The sequence below is a fragment of the Kitasatospora sp. NPDC088351 genome, from assembly GCF_040685575.1.
In the GTDB taxonomy this organism is placed as follows: domain Bacteria; phylum Actinomycetota; class Actinomycetes; order Streptomycetales; family Streptomycetaceae; genus Kitasatospora.
Genome location: NZ_JBFBIL010000033.1, coordinates 1 through 17738 on the forward strand (window position 1 = coordinate 1; position 17738 = coordinate 17738).

At 72.4% G+C, this 17738-nt stretch carries 8 protein-coding genes; 2 read left to right on the top strand and 6 right to left on the bottom strand.

Annotated elements, in window-relative coordinates; genetic code table 11:
* Together AB0P06_RS22445 and pulA are read right to left on the bottom strand one after the other, a co-directional pair.
* On the bottom strand, positions 1-1855 hold a 1855-nt coding region (locus AB0P06_RS22445; RefSeq protein WP_363609963.1), incomplete at its 3' end, for a M4 family metallopeptidase.
* Positions 1856-2398: 543 nt separating this feature from the next.
* A complete protein-coding gene (pulA, locus tag AB0P06_RS22450) occupies positions 2399-7936 on the bottom strand; it encodes a pullulanase-type alpha-1,6-glucosidase (RefSeq protein WP_363609965.1) in 5538 nt (1845 codons plus the stop codon).
* Positions 7937-8256: 320 nt separating this feature from the next.
* Here pulA and AB0P06_RS22455 point away from each other — a divergent pair, with 320 nt between their 5' ends.
* On the top strand, positions 8257-9222 hold the full coding sequence (locus tag AB0P06_RS22455) for a phosphatase PAP2 family protein (protein ID WP_363609967.1): 966 nt from the start codon (positions 8257-8259) through the stop codon (positions 9220-9222).
* Positions 9223-9326: 104 nt separating this feature from the next.
* Here the strand turns inward: AB0P06_RS22455 and AB0P06_RS22460 are convergent, their stop codons facing one another.
* Both AB0P06_RS22460 and AB0P06_RS22465 read right to left on the bottom strand, forming a co-directional pair.
* Positions 9327-12350, bottom strand: a complete 3024-nt coding sequence (locus tag AB0P06_RS22460) for a bifunctional [glutamine synthetase] adenylyltransferase/[glutamine synthetase]-adenylyl-L-tyrosine phosphorylase (protein WP_363609969.1) — start codon at positions 12348-12350, stop codon at positions 9327-9329.
* 123 nt (positions 12351-12473) lie between these two features.
* A complete protein-coding gene (locus AB0P06_RS22465; RefSeq protein ID WP_363609971.1) occupies positions 12474-13835 on the bottom strand; it encodes a glutamine synthetase family protein in 1362 nt (453 codons plus the stop codon).
* A gap of 152 nt (positions 13836-13987) precedes the next feature.
* Between AB0P06_RS22465 and AB0P06_RS22470 the strand changes: the two genes are divergently transcribed.
* Entirely contained in the window at positions 13988-15769 is a 1782-nt protein-coding gene (locus AB0P06_RS22470; protein WP_363609973.1) for an NAD+ synthase, read from the top strand.
* On the opposite strand, the gene AB0P06_RS22475 is transcribed toward AB0P06_RS22470, so the two are convergent.
* Entirely contained in the window at positions 15766-16872 is a 1107-nt protein-coding gene (locus AB0P06_RS22475; RefSeq protein WP_363609975.1) for an endonuclease/exonuclease/phosphatase family protein, read from the bottom strand. The genes AB0P06_RS22470 and AB0P06_RS22475 overlap by 4 nt on opposite strands.
* 196 nt (positions 16873-17068) lie before the next feature.
* Entirely contained in the window at positions 17069-17701 is a 633-nt protein-coding gene (locus tag AB0P06_RS22480; RefSeq protein WP_363609977.1) for a TetR/AcrR family transcriptional regulator, read from the bottom strand.
* Positions 17702-17738: the final 37 nt, after the last annotated feature.

Consider the following 17738-nt stretch of genomic DNA (forward strand, 5'->3'; position numbering starts at 1 on the left):
TCCAGGTGAAGCTGGTGGAGCCGGTCTTGTTGGCGGCGTCCTTGGCGGTGACGGTCACGTTGTAGGTGCCGGCGGCGGTGGCGGTGCCGGTGATCTTGCCGGTCGAGGCGTTGATCGACAGGCCGGTCGGCAGCCCGGTGGCCGAGTAGCCGAGCGGCGCGGTGCCACCGGTGGCCGTGATCTGCAGGTTGGCCGAGCCGTTCAGCGCGGTGGACTGGTTGCCCGGGTTGGTGACGGTGACGCCGCCGCTGGGCACGGAGCCGACGTTGACGCCCGCCCAGGCGGTGGCGACCGCGTTGTACTCGGCGCTGCTCGCGCCGTACAGGTCGGTGGCCGCGCTGAGCGTCGCGGTGCGCGCCGCAGCGTAGTTGGTGGTGGAGGTCATGTAGACGGTGAGCGCGCGGTACCAGACCGCCGCCGCCTTGTCCCGGCCGATGCCGGTGACGGTGATGTTCCCCTGGGTCGGCGAGTTGTAGCTGACGCCGTTGATGACCTTGGCGCCGCTGCCCTCGGAGAGCAGGTAGAAGAAGTGGTTGGCGACGCCCGAGGAGTAGTGGACGTCCTTGTTGCCGACTGTGGAGGACCAGTAGTCGGCCGAGGCGCCGTCCTTGGAGGGCTTGTCCATGTAACGGAGCGGCGTGCCGTCCCCGTTGATGTCGATCAGCTCGCCGATCAGGTAGTCGGGGTTGTCGGTGGGGATGTTGGCGGAGAACTCCACCATCGTGCCCATGATGTCCGAGGTGGCCTCGTTGAGGCCGCCGGACTCGCCCGAGTAGTTGAGGTTGGCGGTGGCCGCGGTGACGCCGTGGCTCATCTCGTGGCCCGCGACGTCGAGTTCGGTCAGCGGGTGGGTGTTCCCGGAGCCGTCGCCGTAGGTCATGCAGAAGCAGGAGTCGTCCCAGAAGGCGTTCACGTAGTTGTTGCCGTAGTGGACGCGGCTGTAGGCGCCGACCCCGTCGTTGCGGATGCCGTTGCGGCCGAAGGTGTTCTTGTAGTAGTCCCAGGTGGCCGCGACACCGTAGTGGGCGTCGACCGCGGCCGACTCGCCGTTGGCGGCGGTGCCGTCGCCCCAGCTGTCGGTGGACTTGCTGTAGAGGGTTCCGGTGCCGGACGTCCCGTGGTTCAGGTTGGTGGTGTACATCCCACCGCGGGTGGCGTCCTTCAGCTGGTAGGTCGAACCCGACTGTGTGGTACCGATGTTGACGTTGCCGACGAAGACGCCCTTGCCGGTGCCGGTCTGGATGCCCTCGAACTTCTGGATGACCTGGCCGGTGGTGGCGTCGGTGACCACGTGCAGCTTGCTCGGGGTACCGTCGGACCCGATGGAGGAGACCACGGTCTCCCAGGCCAGTCGCGGGCTTTCACCGGCGGCCCACACGACCAGACGGGGCGCGGTGTCCAGTGCGGAGCCCGACTCGGCGGCCAGCGCGGCGGACTGCGCCGTGGGCGCGGCCAGCTTCGGCGAGGTGCTCACGCCGGTCAGCGCGGCGGTGCTCGCCCGGTCCACGCCCTTGGTCGCGCCGCTCGCGCTCTGGTGCACCACCAGATCGCCGCCGAGTACCGGAAGGCCGTTCAGGGTGCGCTCGTAGCGCAGGTGACGGGTGCCGTCCGCGTCCTGGACGACGTCCTTGGTGACCAGCTTCTCCTCGCTGCCCAGGCCCAGGGTCTGGGCGAGGGTGGCGGACTGCTGGGTCGCGGTGGCGATCAGCTGCGCCCGGTTCGCCACCGACTGCGGGCCGGCGGCCGGCACGTCGGGGGTGGCCGCCTGCGCGATGACCGGGATGCCGGTCACCAGCAGCGCGGTGGTTGCGGCCATGACAACCGCTGCCTTCCGGGCCTGGGTGTAGCGGGACATGCGGACTCCTTTTCCGACCGGCGCGGGGTGCGCGCCCGGTGGAGAGAACCTGGCCGCAGGGTTGCGGCACAGTGGGGGCCCCCGCCGCCGGTGTGCGGCGCGGGTGCGGTGACGGAGCGAAGGTGAGTTACAGGGGGGGATGCGCTGTACCTGACCTGGGACAGCTGCACCGGGGGTGGGGCCCCCACGTCTGCAGCCGGAGGAATCGTGGCAGCAAACGAGCCGTTAATGACAGATGCATGCCAGGGATTGGCCGATTAGCAACTCCGCCCGTTCATCCACCGAACCGCCAACTGTGTTACGGGTACGGGAACTTACGACCATGGGTTTCATTACCACCGAAAGAGTTCGATCACTTCCGGCGGGCACTGACCAGCACTCCGGGCCCGATCCGGGTCCGGATACTGGACAGCGGTGCCCGGGTCGCGCGGCACCTCGCCTTTCCGGCCGTGCCAGCGGCCGCTTTCGGCCACCGGCCGTCCGGAAACGCACCGGGCCCCGCACCGCCGAGGTGGCGGCGCGGGGCCCGGTGCCGGCCGTCCGTCAGCTCTGGACGAACACCGCCACGGTGCGGCCCGGCACGGTGAAGGTGCCGGTCGCCGGGTCGAAGCCGGACCGGCCGACCACCTGGTCACCGCCGCCCGCCTGAACCGGGTGCAGGGCCTGGGCCGTCCCCTTCAGGGCGGCCACCGTCTGGCCCTGCGCGGTGGGCGTGGCGTTGAACACCACGGTGACACCCTTCTCCGCGCCCTTCAGCCCGGTGCCGTCCAGGTGCAGGGTGATCACCCCGGGGGTCTCGCCGGGCGTGCCGGAGAGCGGGTAGGAGAGCCGCCGCTGGACCTCGGCGAGGGTGGGCAGCGAGAACAGCGGCGAGGACTGCTTGATCCGCAGGAACTGCTGGTACTGCGCGGTGGCCGCCCGGATGTCGGCGGCCCCCACCGTCAGCCTCGGGTCGGCCAGCAGGGACTTGGCGGTCGGCCACATCTCCTGGTTGTCGGCCGCCATCGGCACGCCCCGGCCCCAGCCGTTGCCCTGGGCCGGGTCCCAGTGGATGGCGTTGAACCAGTCCCCCGAGTCGTAGGAGTTGGCGTCCAGCGACTTGGAGCGCAGCAGGTCGCTGCCGGCTTGGGCGAAGCCCAGGCCCTGGGTCAGGGCGGTCAGCGACAGCGCGAGCGCCTGCATCCGGGCCCGGTCGGCGGGCGCGGTGCCCACCGGGAGCTTGTACGCCAGCGCGTCGAACAGGTCGGCGTTGTCGTGCGCGTCCACGTACTCCACCGACTCGCCGGGCCTGGCCGCGTAGCCGGTCGGGGCGCCGTTGTAATCGACGCCCGCGCCGGTGACGGCCCGTCCGGAGCTGTCGGTGAAGGAGTAGCCGGCCAGGTTGCCGGTGAGCGCCACCTTCAGCTGGTCCATCTGGTGCAGCAGCCGGGCCTTCTGCTGCTCCGCGGTCCCGTTGTCGGGCGAGCCGTTCGGGTCGGTGTACAGGCCCGAGGCGAAGCCCTGCTGCGGGGCGGAGGAGAGCTGGAAGTTGCCGCCGCGCGCCGCGTCCCGGATCCGGTCGTCGAAGGTGGCGATGCCGGTGCCGGCCATGTTCAGCTGGGTGGCCTGCTCGAAGCGGGCGTTGTTCGCGACCGCGCCGAAGTTCCAGCCCTCGCCGTAGAGGAAGACGTTCTTCCCGTCGACGCCGTCCGAGTCCGGCGTCATCCCGCGCAGCGCGGCCTGCACGTCCAGCATGGTGGACTTCGGGTCCAGGCCCATCAGGTCGAAGCGGAAGCCGTCCACCTTGTACTCGCGGGCCCAGGTGGTGACGGAGTCCACCACCAGCCGGTTCATCATGGCGTGCTCGGGCGCGGTGTCGGCGCAGCAACTGTCCGTGGTGACCTTGCCGTTGGCGTCGAGCCGCTGGTAGTAGCCGGGGACCACCCGGTCCAGCACCGAGTGCTCGGCCTGCCCGCTCGCGGCGGTGTGGTTGTAGACCACGTCCAGCACCACGCGCAGTCCGGCCGCGTGGATCGCCTGCACCATCTGCCGGAACTGCACGGTCCGGGCGGTGCCCCCGGGGTCGGTCGCGTACGAGCCCTCCGGCACGTTGTAGTGCAGCGGGTCGTAGCCCCAGTTGTAGGCGTCGTCGGCGGCGACGGCCGCCACGCACTCCTGCTGCTTCTCGCTGTCCGCCGCGAGGGACGCGAGGTCGCAGGCCGGCAGCTTCTGCTCGGCCCGGTTCTCCCGGATGGTGGCGATGTCGAAGGTCGGCAGCAGGTGGACGGTGGTCACCCCGGCCTTGGCGAGCTCGCGCAGGTGCCGCATGCCCGCCGACTCGGACTCGGTGAAGGCCAGGTAGGTGCCGCGCTCGCCGGCCGGCACGGTGGTGTCCTCCACCGAGAAGTCCCGGACGTGCAGTTCCTGGATCTGCTGCCGCGCGGGCGGGACGGCCTTCGGGACGGCGTGGTTCTCCCAGCCCTGCGGCTTGAGCTCCCTGGCGGCGAGGTCGGCGACCAGACTCCGCTTCGAGTCGGCGGCGAGCGCCACCGAGTACGGGTCGGTGACGGTGTTGGTCACCAGCCGCTGGACGGACGGCGCCCAGACCTTCACCTGGTACAGGTAGTACTTGCCGTCCAGTTCGGCCTTGTCGCGGACGAGTTCCCAGACCCCGGTCTCCTCGTCGAGCTTCAGCGGCACCGTCTTCGGGGTACCGCCGGCCGCGCTGTCGAAGAGCTGGACGGAGACCTCCTGCGCGGTCGGCGCCCAGACCGAGAGCGCCACCTTGCCGTGGTAGTACGCCGGGCCGAAGTCGACCCGGCCGGTGCGGCGGGCGTACAGGTCGTCCAGGACGCCGGGGATCTGCACCCCGGTGGCCGCCAGGACCGCGCCGCTGGGCAGGTGCTCGGTGAAGAGCAGCTGGCCACGGAGCGCGACAGGGACCCGGGCGGCGTCGCGGGCGTCCACGGTGAAGGCCCGGTAGCCCGCCAGATGCGGGTACTTGGCCTTCTGCGCGTCGGTGAGACCGCCCGCGGCGGGCTCCAGCCGGATCCACCGGCCGGGCCTGGTCAGCGCGCCCCGCTCCGCGCGGATGCCGCCCTCGGGGTCGTACACCAGCTGGGCGCTGGTGCCGCCGGCCAGCGCGGCGTCGTTGGCGCCGTAGCCGGCGGGCACCACCACCGTCCTGGCGTCGATCCACTGGGCCCTGGCGGAGCCGAGGTCCAGTTGCGCGGAGGCGGCGGCGTTCTGCGGCAGCAGGTAGCCCTCCCGGCCGCCGAGGATCCAGACCTCGCGGCCGTTGACGGCGAGGTCCAGCGACTGGTCGTTCGGCAGGTCCTTGTCGTTGCCCCGGTGCAGGATGTAGCTGAGGCTGGTAGCGCCGGGGGCGAGCGGCACCTCGAAGACGGCGCCGAAGGCGTCGCGGCGCACCGGCAGCAGCGGGTTGCCCCAGTCGGTGGGCTTGGCGGCGCCGGTCCAGTCGTGCAGGCCCCAGCCGTCGTAGTCGCCGTCGGCCCGGTTGTAGTGGATGACGGCGGTGTCGGCGGGCTGGGTGTCGACCGGGCCGGGGTTGGCGGTGCGGACGGTCGGGTCGCCCTCCTTGAGCCAGATCTCGCCGGTGGCGCCGACATCGAGGTGGCGGTCGGCGTCCACGTCCTTGACGCCGTCCTTCTCGACGACGAAGCCGACGTCCGAGGCACCGCTGCGCAGCTTCACGTACGCGAAGGCGCCGTACGCGTCACGGCCGGTGAACCCGTGCCCGGCGGGCCACTGGGTGGCCTCGCCCTCGGCGAGGTCGCCCCAGGCGTAGAGGTTCCAGCCGTCGTAGTCGCCGTTCTTGCGCTGGTAGTGCACGACGGCGTACGGGCGGGCGGTGGCGCTGGGCACCGGCGTGGGCGCGGGGGCGCCGGTGGTGAAGGCGCCGGTGGCGGAGCGCAGATGGCCGCTGGAGTCCTGCACGACGGCCTTGTAGCGGACGACGGTGCCGGGCGGCACGGCGCCCAGGTCCTGGGTGACCCGGAAGAGTCCGCCGCCGGCGGAGCCGGACGAACCGCTGTCGGCGGTGCCGAGCACCTGCCAGGGCGCGGTGCCGACCTGCGCGGCGAAGGTGACCCGGTCGAAGCCGCCGCCGTCGGCCGCCGCCCCGATGGTGACGGTGCCGCTGGAACCGTCGGCCGGAGGTGCCAGGGTGAGCCGCGGGGCCGCCGCGACCGGGGCGATCCTCCCGGCCGCCTTGAGGACGACCGAGGAGAGCGCCGGGACGGTGACGGTGACCTTGCGGTCCGCGCCGCTGGTCAGCCGCTCCCCCGCCGCCGGGTAGATCCGGTCGAAGCCCTGGCCGGCCGAGAAGGTGTCCAGGGTGACGGTCTTCGCCTCGGTGGCGTTGTTGACCGCGACCAGGTACTCGACCTGCTGCCCCGCGTCGATCCGGGAGAAGGCGTACACGCCCGCGCCGTCGGCGGCGTACCGCTCGATCTGGGCGCCGTCGGCGAGCGCCGGGTGGTCGCGGCGCAGCTTGGCCAGGCCGGCGATGCCCTGGTACAGCTCGCCGCCCCGGCCGTAGCGGTCGGCGGAGCCCGCGGTGCCGCCGAGCACCCGGTCGCTGTTGTAGGAGGGGGTTCTGGAGGCGAACAGGTCCTGCCGGGCGTCCTTGTCGCCGCCCGCGCCGGTGAAGCCCTGTTCGTCGCCGTAGTAGACGACGGGCTGGCCGCGGGTGAGGAACATCAGCTCGTTGGCGAGCCGGTCCTTCTTCAGCAGGGCCGCCTCGCCGGCGCCCGGGTTGTCGCTCTGCAGGAAGGAGCCGAAGCGGCCCATGTCGTGGTTGCCGAGGAAGGTCGGCAGCTCGTAGGCGTCGGTGTCGGCGGTGGTGTAGCGGTAGTCCTGGCCGTAGACGTCGGCGAGGTTCTTCGCCGAGCCGCCCTGGGAGACGTAGGAGCGGGCGGCGTTCTGGAACGGGAAGTCCAGCGTGGCCTGGAGCTTCCCCTTGGTGACGTACGGCGAGGTGACCGCCGGGTCGCCGGAGTAGACCTCGCCGAACATGAAGAACTTCTTGTTGCCCTGCTTGGCGGCGAAGTCCTTGAGCGCGGGCGCCCACTGCTGCCAGAAGGCCATGTTGACGTGCTTGACGGTGTCGATCCGGAAGCCGTCCACGCCGGCGTCCTCGACCCACTGCTGGTAGACCTTCTCGAAACCCTTGACCACCTTGGGGTTCTGGGTGTCGAGGTCGTCCAGGCCGGAGAAGTCGCCCTCGGTGGCGGACTCGCCGACGAAGGTGGAGTCGCCCCGGTTGTGGTAGAGCGAGGGGTCGTTGAGCCAGGACGGGGTCTTGGCGGTGGCGTCGGCCGGGTTGCGGAAGACCGGGGAGTAGGGGAAGGAGTCCTTGGTCAGCTTCGGCCAGGGGGCGCCCCGGTCCGCGACGGAGGTCTCGTCGACCGGGTTGCCCTCGGTGTCCAGCACCGGGTAGGCGCCGGTGGAGCGGTAGCCGTACTGCTTCTGCTGGTAGTCGACGACGTCGGCGGTGTGGTTGGTGATGACGTCGAAGAAGACCTTGATGCCCCGCGCGTGCGCCTTGGCTATCAGCTCCTTGAGCTGGTCGTTGGTGCCGAAGTGCGGGTCGACCTGGGTGAAGTCGGTGATCCAGTAACCGTGGTAGCCGGCCGACGCTCCCCCGGGGTCGCCGGCGCCCTGGACCGGCTTGTTCTTGAAGATCGGGGCCATCCAGATCGCGGTGGTCCCGAGGTCCTGGATGTAGTCGAGCCGCTGGATCAGGCCGGCCAGGTCGCCGCCGTGGTAGAAGCCCTTGTCGGCGGGGTCGAAGCCGTTCTCCAGCCGGCCGCCGACGATGCCTCCGGTGTCGTTGCCCTGGTCCCCGTTGGCGAAGCGGTCCGGCAGGACGAAGTAGAACTGCTCCCGGGTGAGGTCGTGCCGCCCGGCGGTGGCGGCGAGCGCGGCGTCCGAGGGCGGACCGGGCGGGGCCGCGGCGAGGGCCGCGGGGGTGCCGCCGAGGGTGGCGGCGGTCAGCGAGGCGGCGAGCAGCGCGGCCGTCCGGCCGGGTCTGCGGTGCGGGGTGGTGCTCCGCCGGCGGCGGGGCGGGACATCGGCCACTGAGGGCTCCCTTGCGAGGGAAAGGGGTGATCGAGTTTCCAGGACGCTAGCGGCCTGCAATATGTTTCAGCAAGATGCTGAAACCGTTTCGTGCTGGGAAACCTGGCCTTTCGCGCCGTGTCCGGACCCCCGACTGCCCGGTCCGATCCGGTCGGCGTGACAATGGGACGCATGCCCGTCCCACCGGTTCGCACCAGACCCGATCGCACCCCCCGCCCCGGTGGGATCCGCCCCCTAGCCCTCAAGGGGGACAGCTGGTGAAGAATCCACTTCCGGAGGATGAGCAGACGGCTACGGGACGTCTGGCAGACTTCTCGTCCATGGGGGAACCGACCGAGATCCAGCAGAGCGGCGCCGAGCGCGCCGGTGCGGCGCGCGGTGGCGGTTCCGAAGCGGGCCAGGCCTCATCCGGCCGGACTCCCGACGGAGCCACCCGACCGCCCCAGTCCCGTACGGCCGCGCTGCGCGGCCGCATCCGCGAGCAGCGCCGGTCGCCGGCCCGCCCGCGGATCTGGTTCGAGCTGGCACTGATCGGGATCAGCTACTGGATCTACTCCCTGGTCCGCAACGCCGTCCCCGAGCAGGCCACGGTCGCCCAGAAGCACGCCGGCTGGATCTGGGAGTTCGAGCAGAACCTCGGCATCGCCGTGGAGCGCTCGGTCAACCACGCGGTGGACAGCGTCGGGTGGCTGATCGTGGGGATGAACTACTACTACGCGACGCTGCACTTCGTCGTGACGATCGGCGTCCTGGTCTGGCTCTACCGCTGGCACCCCGGCCGCTACGTCGCGGCCCGCACGGTGCTGTTCGTCACCACCGGCATCGCCCTGGTCGGCTTCTTCTTCTTCCCGCTGGCGCCGCCCCGGCTGATGACCGACGGCGGTTTCATCGACACCGTCGCCGTCCACCACACCTGGGGCTCGATGGCCTCCGGACCGGCCAAGCACGTCTCCAACCAGTTCGCGGCGATGCCCTCGATGCATATCGGGTGGTCGATGTGGTGCGGTCTGACGATCTTCTTCCTGGCCCGGGCGTCCTGGGCCAGGGCCCTCGGCCTGCTCTACCCGATCGCCACCCTGGTGGTGATCGTCTCGACCGCCAACCACTTCTGGATGGACGCCGTCGGCGGTGAGATCTGCCTCATGATCGGCTTCGTCGCGGCCCGGCTGATCTACCACGTCTGGCCCTACCGGCTGCCCAGGGCACCGGCCCGGGAGACGGTGGAGGCACCGGTCACCGTCCCGGAGCAGTGGAGCGAGCCCGCCATGAGCGCCCGGCGGTCCTGACCCCGGTCCTGGCCCCGGTACGAAGGGCCCGCGGAGATCCGTCTCCGCGGGCCCTTCGCCGTCCCGGCGGCCTCCTCGCGAGGCCCGTCCCGGCCCGCGCCGCCTCAGCCGTAGAACAGCCGCTCCACCACCGCCCGGGCCCGCCGGGTGGTGCGCCGGTAGTCGTCCACCAGCTCGCCGCTGTGCCCGGCCCCGTACCCGAGGTAGCGGGCCACCCCGGCCAGCTCGCGGGCGTCCCCGGGGAAGCTGTCGCCGGGCCGGCCGCGCACCAGCATCACCGCGCCGCGCACCCGGGAGGCCAGCACCCAGGCGGCGTCCAGCACCGCCGCGTCCTCGGCCCCGACCAGCCCCGCCCCGGCGGCCGCGGCCAGCGCCGCCCTGGTCCGGGTGGTGCGCAGCGCCGGTACCCGGTGCCCGTGCTGGAGCTGGAGCAGCTGGACCGTCCACTCCACGTCCGCCAGACCGCCCCGGCCGATCTTGGTGTGGGTGGTCGGGTCGGCGCCGCGCGGCAGCCGCTCGGTCTCGATCCTCGCCTTGATCCGGCGGATCTCCACCAGGTCCCGCTCGGACACCCCGGTGCCCGGGTAGCGCAGCGGGTCGATCAGCTGCCGGAACCGCTCCCCCAGCGCCTCGTCCCCGGCCGCCGGCTCGGCCCGCAGCAGCGCCTGGCTCTCCCAGGCGTGCGACCAGCGCCGGTAGTACGCCGCGTACGAGGCGAGGGTGCGCACCAGCGGGCCGTTGCGGCCCTCCGGGCGCAGGTCGGCGTCGACCAGCAGCGGCGGCTCGGTGGACGGTGCCCCGAGCAGTGTGCGCAGCTCGTGGCAGATGCTCTGGGCGGCCCGGGCCGCGTCGTGCTCCAGGGAGCCGAGCAGCGGCTCGTGGACGAAGAGCACGTCCGCGTCGGAGCCGTAGCCCATCTCGTGCCCGCCGAACCGGCCCATCGCGATCACCGAGATCCGGGTCGGCAGGGCGCCGTGCTGGGCCTCCCAGCCGGCCACGCAGGCGCGCAGAGCGCCCTGCAGGGTGGCCGCGTTGAGCGCGGTGAGCGCCTCGCCGACGGTGTCCAGGGCCGCGCCGGGGTCGTCGCCGAACCGGCCGAGGACATCGGCGGCGGCGGTGCGGAACAGCTCGCGGCGCCGGACCGAGCGGGCGGCGGCGACCGCCCCGGCGGTGGTGCCGGCCCGGCCGACGGCGGCCAGTATCTCCTGTTCGAGAGCGGGCCTCCCGCGCGGCACCAGGCCCTGCCGGTCGCCGAGCATGGCGACCGCCTCGGGGGCGCGCAGCAGCAGGTCGGGCGCGAGGCGGCCGGCCGAGAGGACCCGGGCCAGCTGCTCGGCGGCGGCGCTCTCGTCCCGCAGCAGCCGCAGGTACCAGGGGGTGCGGCCGAGCGCGTCGGAGACCTGGCGGAAGTTGAGCAGCCCGGCGTCCGGGTCGGCGGAGTCGGCGAACCAGCCGAGCAGGACCGGCAGCAGGGTCCGCTGGATGGCCGCCTTGCGGCTGACGCCGGAGGCGAGCGCGGCGAGGTGGCGCAGCGCGGCGGCCGGGTCGGCGTAGCCGAGCGCCTCCAGCCGGGCGCGGGCCGCGTCCGGGGTGAGGCCGGCGGCGCCGGGCGGGAGCTCGGCGACGGCGTCCAGCAGCGGGCGGTAGAACAGCTTCTCGTGCAGCCGGCGGACCTCGACGGCGTGCCGCTTCCACTCGCGCTGCAGGGCGGCGACCGGGTCGGTCCGGGTGTCGCCGTTGATCAGCGGGGCGAGGGAGCGGGCGAGGCGGCGCAGATCCTCCTCGCCCTTGGGCATCAGATGGGTGCGGCGCAGCCGGTGCAGCTGGATGCGGTGTTCCAGCGAGCGCAGGAAGCGGTAGGCGGCGTCCAGCGAGGCGGCGTCGGCCCGGCCGACGTAGCCGCCCCGGGAGAGCGCGGCCAGCGCCTCCAGGGTGTTGCCGCTGCGCAGCGCCGGGTCGGTGCGGCCGTGGACCAGCTGGAGCAGCTGGACGGAGAACTCGACGTCCCGCAGGCCGCCCGGGCCGAGCTTGAGCTGGCGGTCCAGCTCGGTGGCGGGGATGGAGTCGACCACCCGGCGGCGCATCTGCTGCACGTCGGCCACGAAGTTCTCCCGGGCGGCGGCCTGCCAGACCAGCGGGGCCAGCTCCGTCAGGTAGGCGAGGCCGAGTTCGGCGTCCCCGGCGACCGGGCGCGCCTTGAGCAGGGCCTGGAACTCCCAGGTCTTGGCCCAGCGCTGGTAGTACGCGAGGTGGCTGGCCAGGGTGCGGACCAGCGGGCCGTTGCGGCCCTCGGGGCGCAGGTTGGCGTCCACCGGCCAGATGGTGCCCTCGCCGGTGGTGTCGGCGCAGAGCCGGGTGAGGGCGGCGGCGAGCCGGGTGGCGGCCTTCACCGCCTCCTGCTCGTCGACGCCCTCGCGCGCTTCGGCGACGAAGATGACGTCGACGTCGGAGACGTAGTTGAGCTCCCGGCCGCCGCACTTGCCCATGCCGATGACGGCGAGCCGGCAGGCGCGGGCGGCGTCCGGGTCCTGCTCGGCGGCGATGTCGAGGGCGGTCTGCAGGGTGGCGCCGGCCAGGTCGGCGAGTTCGGCGGCGGTCTGGGTGAGGTCGGTGGTGCCGGTGAGGTCGCGGGCGGCGATGGCCAGCAGGCAGCGGCGGTAGGCGATCCGCAGCGCGTCCGCCGGGCTGCCGCCCTCGTTCTCCCGGACGCCCTGGTGGAGCGCGCGCAGGAAGTCCTCCGGACCGGGGTGCATGTCGCGCAGCTCGAAGGTGACCAGGGCGTGCCAGTCGTGCGGGTGCCGGGCCAGGTGGTCGGCGAGCGCGGTGGACGCGCCGAGCACGCCGAGCAGGCGGTCGCGCAGCGGCTTGGAGGTGGCGAGGGTGTCCCGCAGGGTGTGCCGGTCGGTGGCGTCGGCGGCCTCCAGCAGCCGGGCCAGCCCGAGCAGCGCGAGGTCCGGGTCGGCGGTGGCGCCGAGCGCGTCCAGCAGCAGCGGGTCGTCGGCGAGCTCCTCCAGCCCCGGCCCGGCGAGCAGCCGTACGGCCTGCGCGGGATCGGTGAACCCGCGCCGGACCAGTCTGATCTCCGGCCGGCTGATCCGGCTCCCGGCCCGCTGCTCCTCCACCGTCATCGCCCCTCCGGCTCCCGGCTCCGACCTGCTTCAGCAGGTTACGCGGCCCGGCCCCGCCGTGCCGCCGACGGCACCGGGCCGGGCGGTCCGGGCTCCGGCCGGCCCGGCCCGCCCGTCCCGGGCTCAGAGCACCTGGAGGTTCTTGCGCAGCTCGAACGGGGTGACCTCGGAGCGGTACTCCTCCCACTCCTGGCGCTTGTTGCGGAGGAAGAAGTCGAAGACGTGCTCGCCGAGGGTCTCGGCGACGAGTTCGCTGCGCTGCATCAGGTCGATGGCCTCGCCGAGGTTCTGCGGCATCGGCTGGATGCCCAGGGCGCGGCGCTCGGCGTCGGTGAGCGCCCAGACGTCGTCGTCGGCGCCGGGCGGGAGTTCGAGGCCCTCCTCGATGCCCTTGAGGCCGGCGGCGAGGGTGACGGCGTAGGCCAGGTAGGGGTTGCAGCCGGTGTCCAGCGAGCGGACTTCGATCCGGGTGGAGCCCTGCTTGCCGGGCTTGTACATCGGCACCCGGATCAGGGCCGAGCGGTTGTTGTGGCCCCAGCAGATGTACGACGGGGCCTCGCCGCCGGCGCCGGCGGTGCGCTGCGAGCCGCCCCAGATGCGCTTGTAGGAGTTCACCCACTGGTTGGTGACGGCGGCCGTCTCGGCGGCGTACTTCAGCAGGCCTGCGATGAAGGACCGGCCGACCTTGGAGAGCTGGTACTCGGCGCCGGACTCGTGGAAGGCGTTGCGGTCGCCCTCGAAGAGGGAGAGGTGGGTGTGCATGCCGGAGCCCGGGTGGTCGGAGAACGGCTTCGGCATGAAGCTGGCGTGCACGCCCTGTTCCAGTGCGACCTCCTTCATGACCAGGCGGAAGGTCATGATGTTGTCCGCGGTGGAGAGCGCGTCGGCGTAGCGCAGGTCGATCTCCTGCTGGCCGGGTGCGCCCTCGTGGTGGGAGAACTCCACCGAGATGCCCATCGACTCCAGCATGGTGATCGCCTGGCGGCGGAAGTCGTGGCCCACCCCGCGCGGGGTGTGGTCGAAGTAGCCGGACTGGTCGGCGGGGATCGGCGCGGTGCCGTCGCCGGGCAGGTTCTTCAGCAGGAAGAACTCGATCTCGGGGTGGGTGTAGAAGGTGAACCCGAGGGCGGACGCCTTCTCCAGGGTCCGCTTCAGCACGAACCGGGGGTCGGCGAAGGACGGCGAGCCGTCCGGCATCAGGATGTCGCAGAACATCCGGGCGGTCCCCGGTGTCTCCGAGCGCCACGGCAGGATCTGGAACGTGGTCGGGTCCGGCTTGGCGATCATGTCGGACTCGTAGACCCGGGCGAAGCCCTCGATCGCCGAGCCGTCGAAGCCGATGCCCTCCTCGAAGGCCTGCTCCAGCTCCGCCGGCGCCACCGCGACCGACTTCAGGAACCCCAGTACATCGGTGAACCACAGCCGGACGAACCGGATGTCACGCTCCTCGAGCGTACGAAGCACGAACTCCTGCTGCTTGCCCATGGGGACAGTCTCACCTCTGCTCTTTACGTTCGCGTTACGCCCGGAAGCCACCCGGGAGCGGCTTCCCCCATCATGTCCGATCACCGCGCGGGAGGGCAGTGGTGACCCCCCGGCGGAGACATTGCGTCAGATCGACGATTACACTCGGAGCCATGCCCAATCTCCGTCTCGCCCTGAGCCAGATCGACCCGTGGGTCGGTGACATCGCCCGCAACAGCGATGAGGTGGTGCGCTGGACCAGGCAGGCCGCCGACGCCGGTGCCCAGCTGGTCGCCTTCCCCGAGATGGCCCTGACCGGGTACCCGGTCGAGGACCTCGCCCTGCGCCGTTCGTTCGTCGAGGCGTCCCGCTCGGCGCTGGTCGGGCTGGCCGCGCGGCTGGCCGACGAGGGCCTGGGCGAGGTGCCGGTGGTGGTCGGGTACCTCGGACGCTCCGAGCACGCCTCGCCGCGGTTCGGCCGGCCCGCCGGGTCGCCGCAGAACTGCGCGGCGGTGCTGTACCGGGGCGAGGTGGCCACCCGGTTCGCCAAGCACCACCTGCCCAACTACGGCGTGTTCGACGAGTACCGCTGGTTCGTCCCCGGCGACCAGCTGCCGGTGCTGCGGCTGCACGGGGTGGACGTGGCGCTGGCGATCTGCGAGGACATCTGGCAGGACGGCGGCCGGGTCACCGCCGCCCGCGAGGCCGGGGCCGGCCTGCTGCTGGTGATCAACGGCTCGCCGTACGAGCGGAACAAGGACGACGTCCGGCTGGAGCTGGTCCGGCGCCGGGCCGCCGAGGCGGGCTGCCCGCTGGCGTACGTCAACATGGTCGGCGGCCAGGACGAGCTGGTCTTCGACGGCGACTCGATCGTGGTCGGCGCGGACGGCGAGGTGCTGGCCCGCTCCCCCCAGTTCGAGGAGCACCTGCTGGTCCTCGACCTCGACCTGCCGGCCTCCGGCAGCGACCAGACCGACGGCCTGCTGCTCAGCGACGGGCTGCACCTGGTCCGCACCGAGCTGGCCGGCGAGCCCCGGCCGGCCCCGGCCATCAAGGTCCCCCCGGCCGAAGGGTGGGGGACGCTGACCGCCGAGGTGGCGCCCCGGGTCTCGGACGAGGCGGAGATCTGGGCCGCGCTGGTCGCCGGCACCCGGGCGTACGTCACCAAGAACGGCTTCCGGTCGGTGCTGATCGGCCTCTCCGGCGGCATCGACTCGGCCCTGGTGGCCGCCATCGCGGTGGACGCGATCGGCGCCGGGAACGTGTACTGCGTCTCGATGCCGAGCCGCTACTCCTCGCAGCACTCCAGGGACGACGCCGCCGAGCTGGCCCGCCGGACCGGGCTGCACTTCCGGACCGTGTCGATCGCCCCGATGTTCGACGCCTACCTGGCGGCCACCGAGCTGACCGGGCTGGCCGAGGAGAACCTGCAGTCCCGGCTGCGCGGCACCCTGCTGATGGCGATCTCCAACCAGGAGGGGCACATCGTGCTCGCGCCCGGCAACAAGAGCGAGCTGGCGGTCGGCTACTCCACGCTGTACGGCGACTCGGTGGGCGCGTACGGGCCGATCAAGGACGTCTACAAGTCGCTGATCTTCCGGCTCGCCCGCTGGCGCAACGAGGAGGCCGAGCGGCGCGGCGAGGTGCCGCCGATCCCGGAGAACACCATCAGCAAGCCGCCGTCCGCCGAACTGCGGCCGGACCAGGTGGACAGCGACTCGCTGCCCGACTACGACCTGCTGGACACCGTGCTCGACCTGTACGTCGAGGGCGACCAGGGCCGCGACGCGATCGTGGCGGCCGGCTTCGACCCGGCGGTGGTGGACCGGGTGGTACGGCTGGTCGACACCGCCGAGTACAAGCGCCGGCAGTACCCGCCGGGCCCGAAGATCTCCGTCAAGGGCTTCGGCCGGGACCGCCGGCTGCCGATCACCAACCGCTGGCGGCGCGGCTAGTACCGGTAGGTGGCGGCCACCGCGAGGTGGTCGCTGCCGTCCCGGCCCAGGGTGCGGGAGTCGGTGGGCCGCAGGCCGCCCTTGCTCATGATCTGGTCGATCCTGGCCATCGGGAAGCCGGCCGGCCAGCTGAAGCCGAAGCCGTCCCCGGCGGCGCCCTGGGCCGAGCGCATCTGCGAGGTGACCGGCGCCAGGCTGCGGTCGTTCATGGTGCCGTTGAGGTCGCCGAGCAGCAGCACCTTCTTCAGCGGCTCGGCCTGGATCGCGTCGCCGAGCGCCTGCGCGCTGACGTCCCGCTGGTCGACGGTGAAGCCGCCCTCGGCCTTGAGCCGGACCGACGGCAGGTGCGCGACGTACACCGCGACCGGGCCCTGCGGGGTGGTGACCTGGGCACGGAAGGCCCTGGTCCAGCCCATCCTGATGTCCACCACGGACACGTCGCCGATCGGGTACTTCGACCAGAGGCCGACCGTGCCCTCCACCACGTGGTACGGGTAGGTGTCGGCCAGCCCGCTCTCGTAGGTGCGCAGCGGCTTTCCGGCGAGCTCCTGGAGGGCGACGATCTGGGCGCCCGAGTCGTTGAGCAGCTTCACGGTGCCCTGCGGGTCGGTGTTGGCGGCGGCCACGTTGTGGCTGACCACCGTCCAGTCGCCGGTGCCGCCGCTCCGGTCGCTGAGCAGCCCGCCGAACAGGTTGAACCAGATCAGCGCGGGCAGCAGCAGCGCGAGCAGGGCGGTGGCTGAGCGCCGCAGCAGGGCGGGCACCAGCAGCACCGGGACGGCCAGGCCCAGCCAGGGCAGGAAGGTCTCCAGCAGACTGCCGAGGTTGCCGACGCTGTTGGGCACCTCGGAGTGGAAGGCCAGCAGGGCGGCGGCGAGCCCGGCGAGGAGGGCGATGACCAGGCCGCGCCGCCAGGTGGTGCTCCCCCGGCCGTCCCGGCCCCAGTGCCGGAGCCCGAGGAAGCCGCCGGTGCCGCCACCGGTGCCACCGAACCCGTTGATGCCGACCCCGTTGATGCCAGGGCCCCCGGCGATGGCCGGGCCGCTCCCGCCGTTCTCCGCCACCGGTGCCGTAGGCCGGTCCGCCCTGTCCGCCTGCGCCATTCCGTGGCTCCCGTCGTTCGTGCCGTCTGCCGGTCCGACGCCGGATCCGCGCGAGGTGCGGACGACTGCCGGACTGGTGCCGGTTTGATCGGATTCCCGGCTCAGCCTATGTCGGGACAGACGCGGGGCCCGCCGGACGGGTTCCGGCGCGGTCCGTTTGGTGAGTCATGCCACGCCCGACGGCCGCGGACGAGCCCTAACGGCTCCCGGGCTGCGGGGCGAGCCCGCTGAGCAGGGCGTCGATCATCCGGGCGGCCAGCCCTGGATCGTCCAGGTCGGAGTCGTCCCAGAGCACGCTGCGGGCGAGGATCGGGCCCAGCAGCAGGTCGCCGAGCAGTTCCTCGTCGAGGTCGGAGCGGAGCGCCCCCTCGGCGATGCCGCGCCGGATCACCTTCTGCGCCATCTGCCGGCGCGGCGTGATCACCCGGGCGCGGTAGGCGGCGTGCAGCTCGGGCCAGCTGTGCATCTGGCCGAGGGCAGCCTTGAGCACCCATCGGGAGCGCTTGGCCAGACCGCGGATCCGCATGTACTCGATCATCGCGATCAGGTCGTCCCGGACGGAGTCGCCGGTCGAATCGGGCACCGGGGCCTCCAGCCGGCTGACCATGTCGACCAGCAGGGCCTCCTTGTTGGGCCAGCGCCGGTAGATGGTGGCCTTGCCGACTCCGGCGGCGGTGGCGATGCCCTCGATGGTCAGCTCGGACAGCGTGGTGCCGCCCGCCATCAGCTCCTCGACCGCGGTGAAGATCGCCTGCTCGGCCGCCTCACTGCGCGGGCGGCCCCGGCGCGGGGCGGCACAGGGCGTCTCGGCCGTGGTGTCCGTCTTCATCCCCGCTCTTCTCTCTGCGTGTTCCGGGCGTTCGCGG

Excerpts from the sequence above, each read along its gene's own strand:
- AB0P06_RS22470 (WP_363609973.1), top strand. The coding sequence starts at position 13,988 with ATGCCCAATCTCCGTCTCGCCCTGAGCCAGATCGACCCGTGGGTCGGT.
- AB0P06_RS22475 (WP_363609975.1), bottom strand. The coding sequence starts at position 16,872 with ATGGCGCAGGCGGACAGGGCGGACCGGCCTACGGCACCGGTGGCGGAG.
- AB0P06_RS22465 (WP_363609971.1), bottom strand. The coding sequence starts at position 13,835 with ATGGGCAAGCAGCAGGAGTTCGTGCTTCGTACGCTCGAGGAGCGTGAC.
- AB0P06_RS22460 (WP_363609969.1), bottom strand. The coding sequence starts at position 12,350 with ATGACGGTGGAGGAGCAGCGGGCCGGGAGCCGGATCAGCCGGCCGGAG.
- AB0P06_RS22480 (WP_363609977.1), bottom strand. The coding sequence starts at position 17,701 with ATGAAGACGGACACCACGGCCGAGACGCCCTGTGCCGCCCCGCGCCGG.
- AB0P06_RS22455 (WP_363609967.1), top strand. The coding sequence starts at position 8,257 with ATGGGGGAACCGACCGAGATCCAGCAGAGCGGCGCCGAGCGCGCCGGT.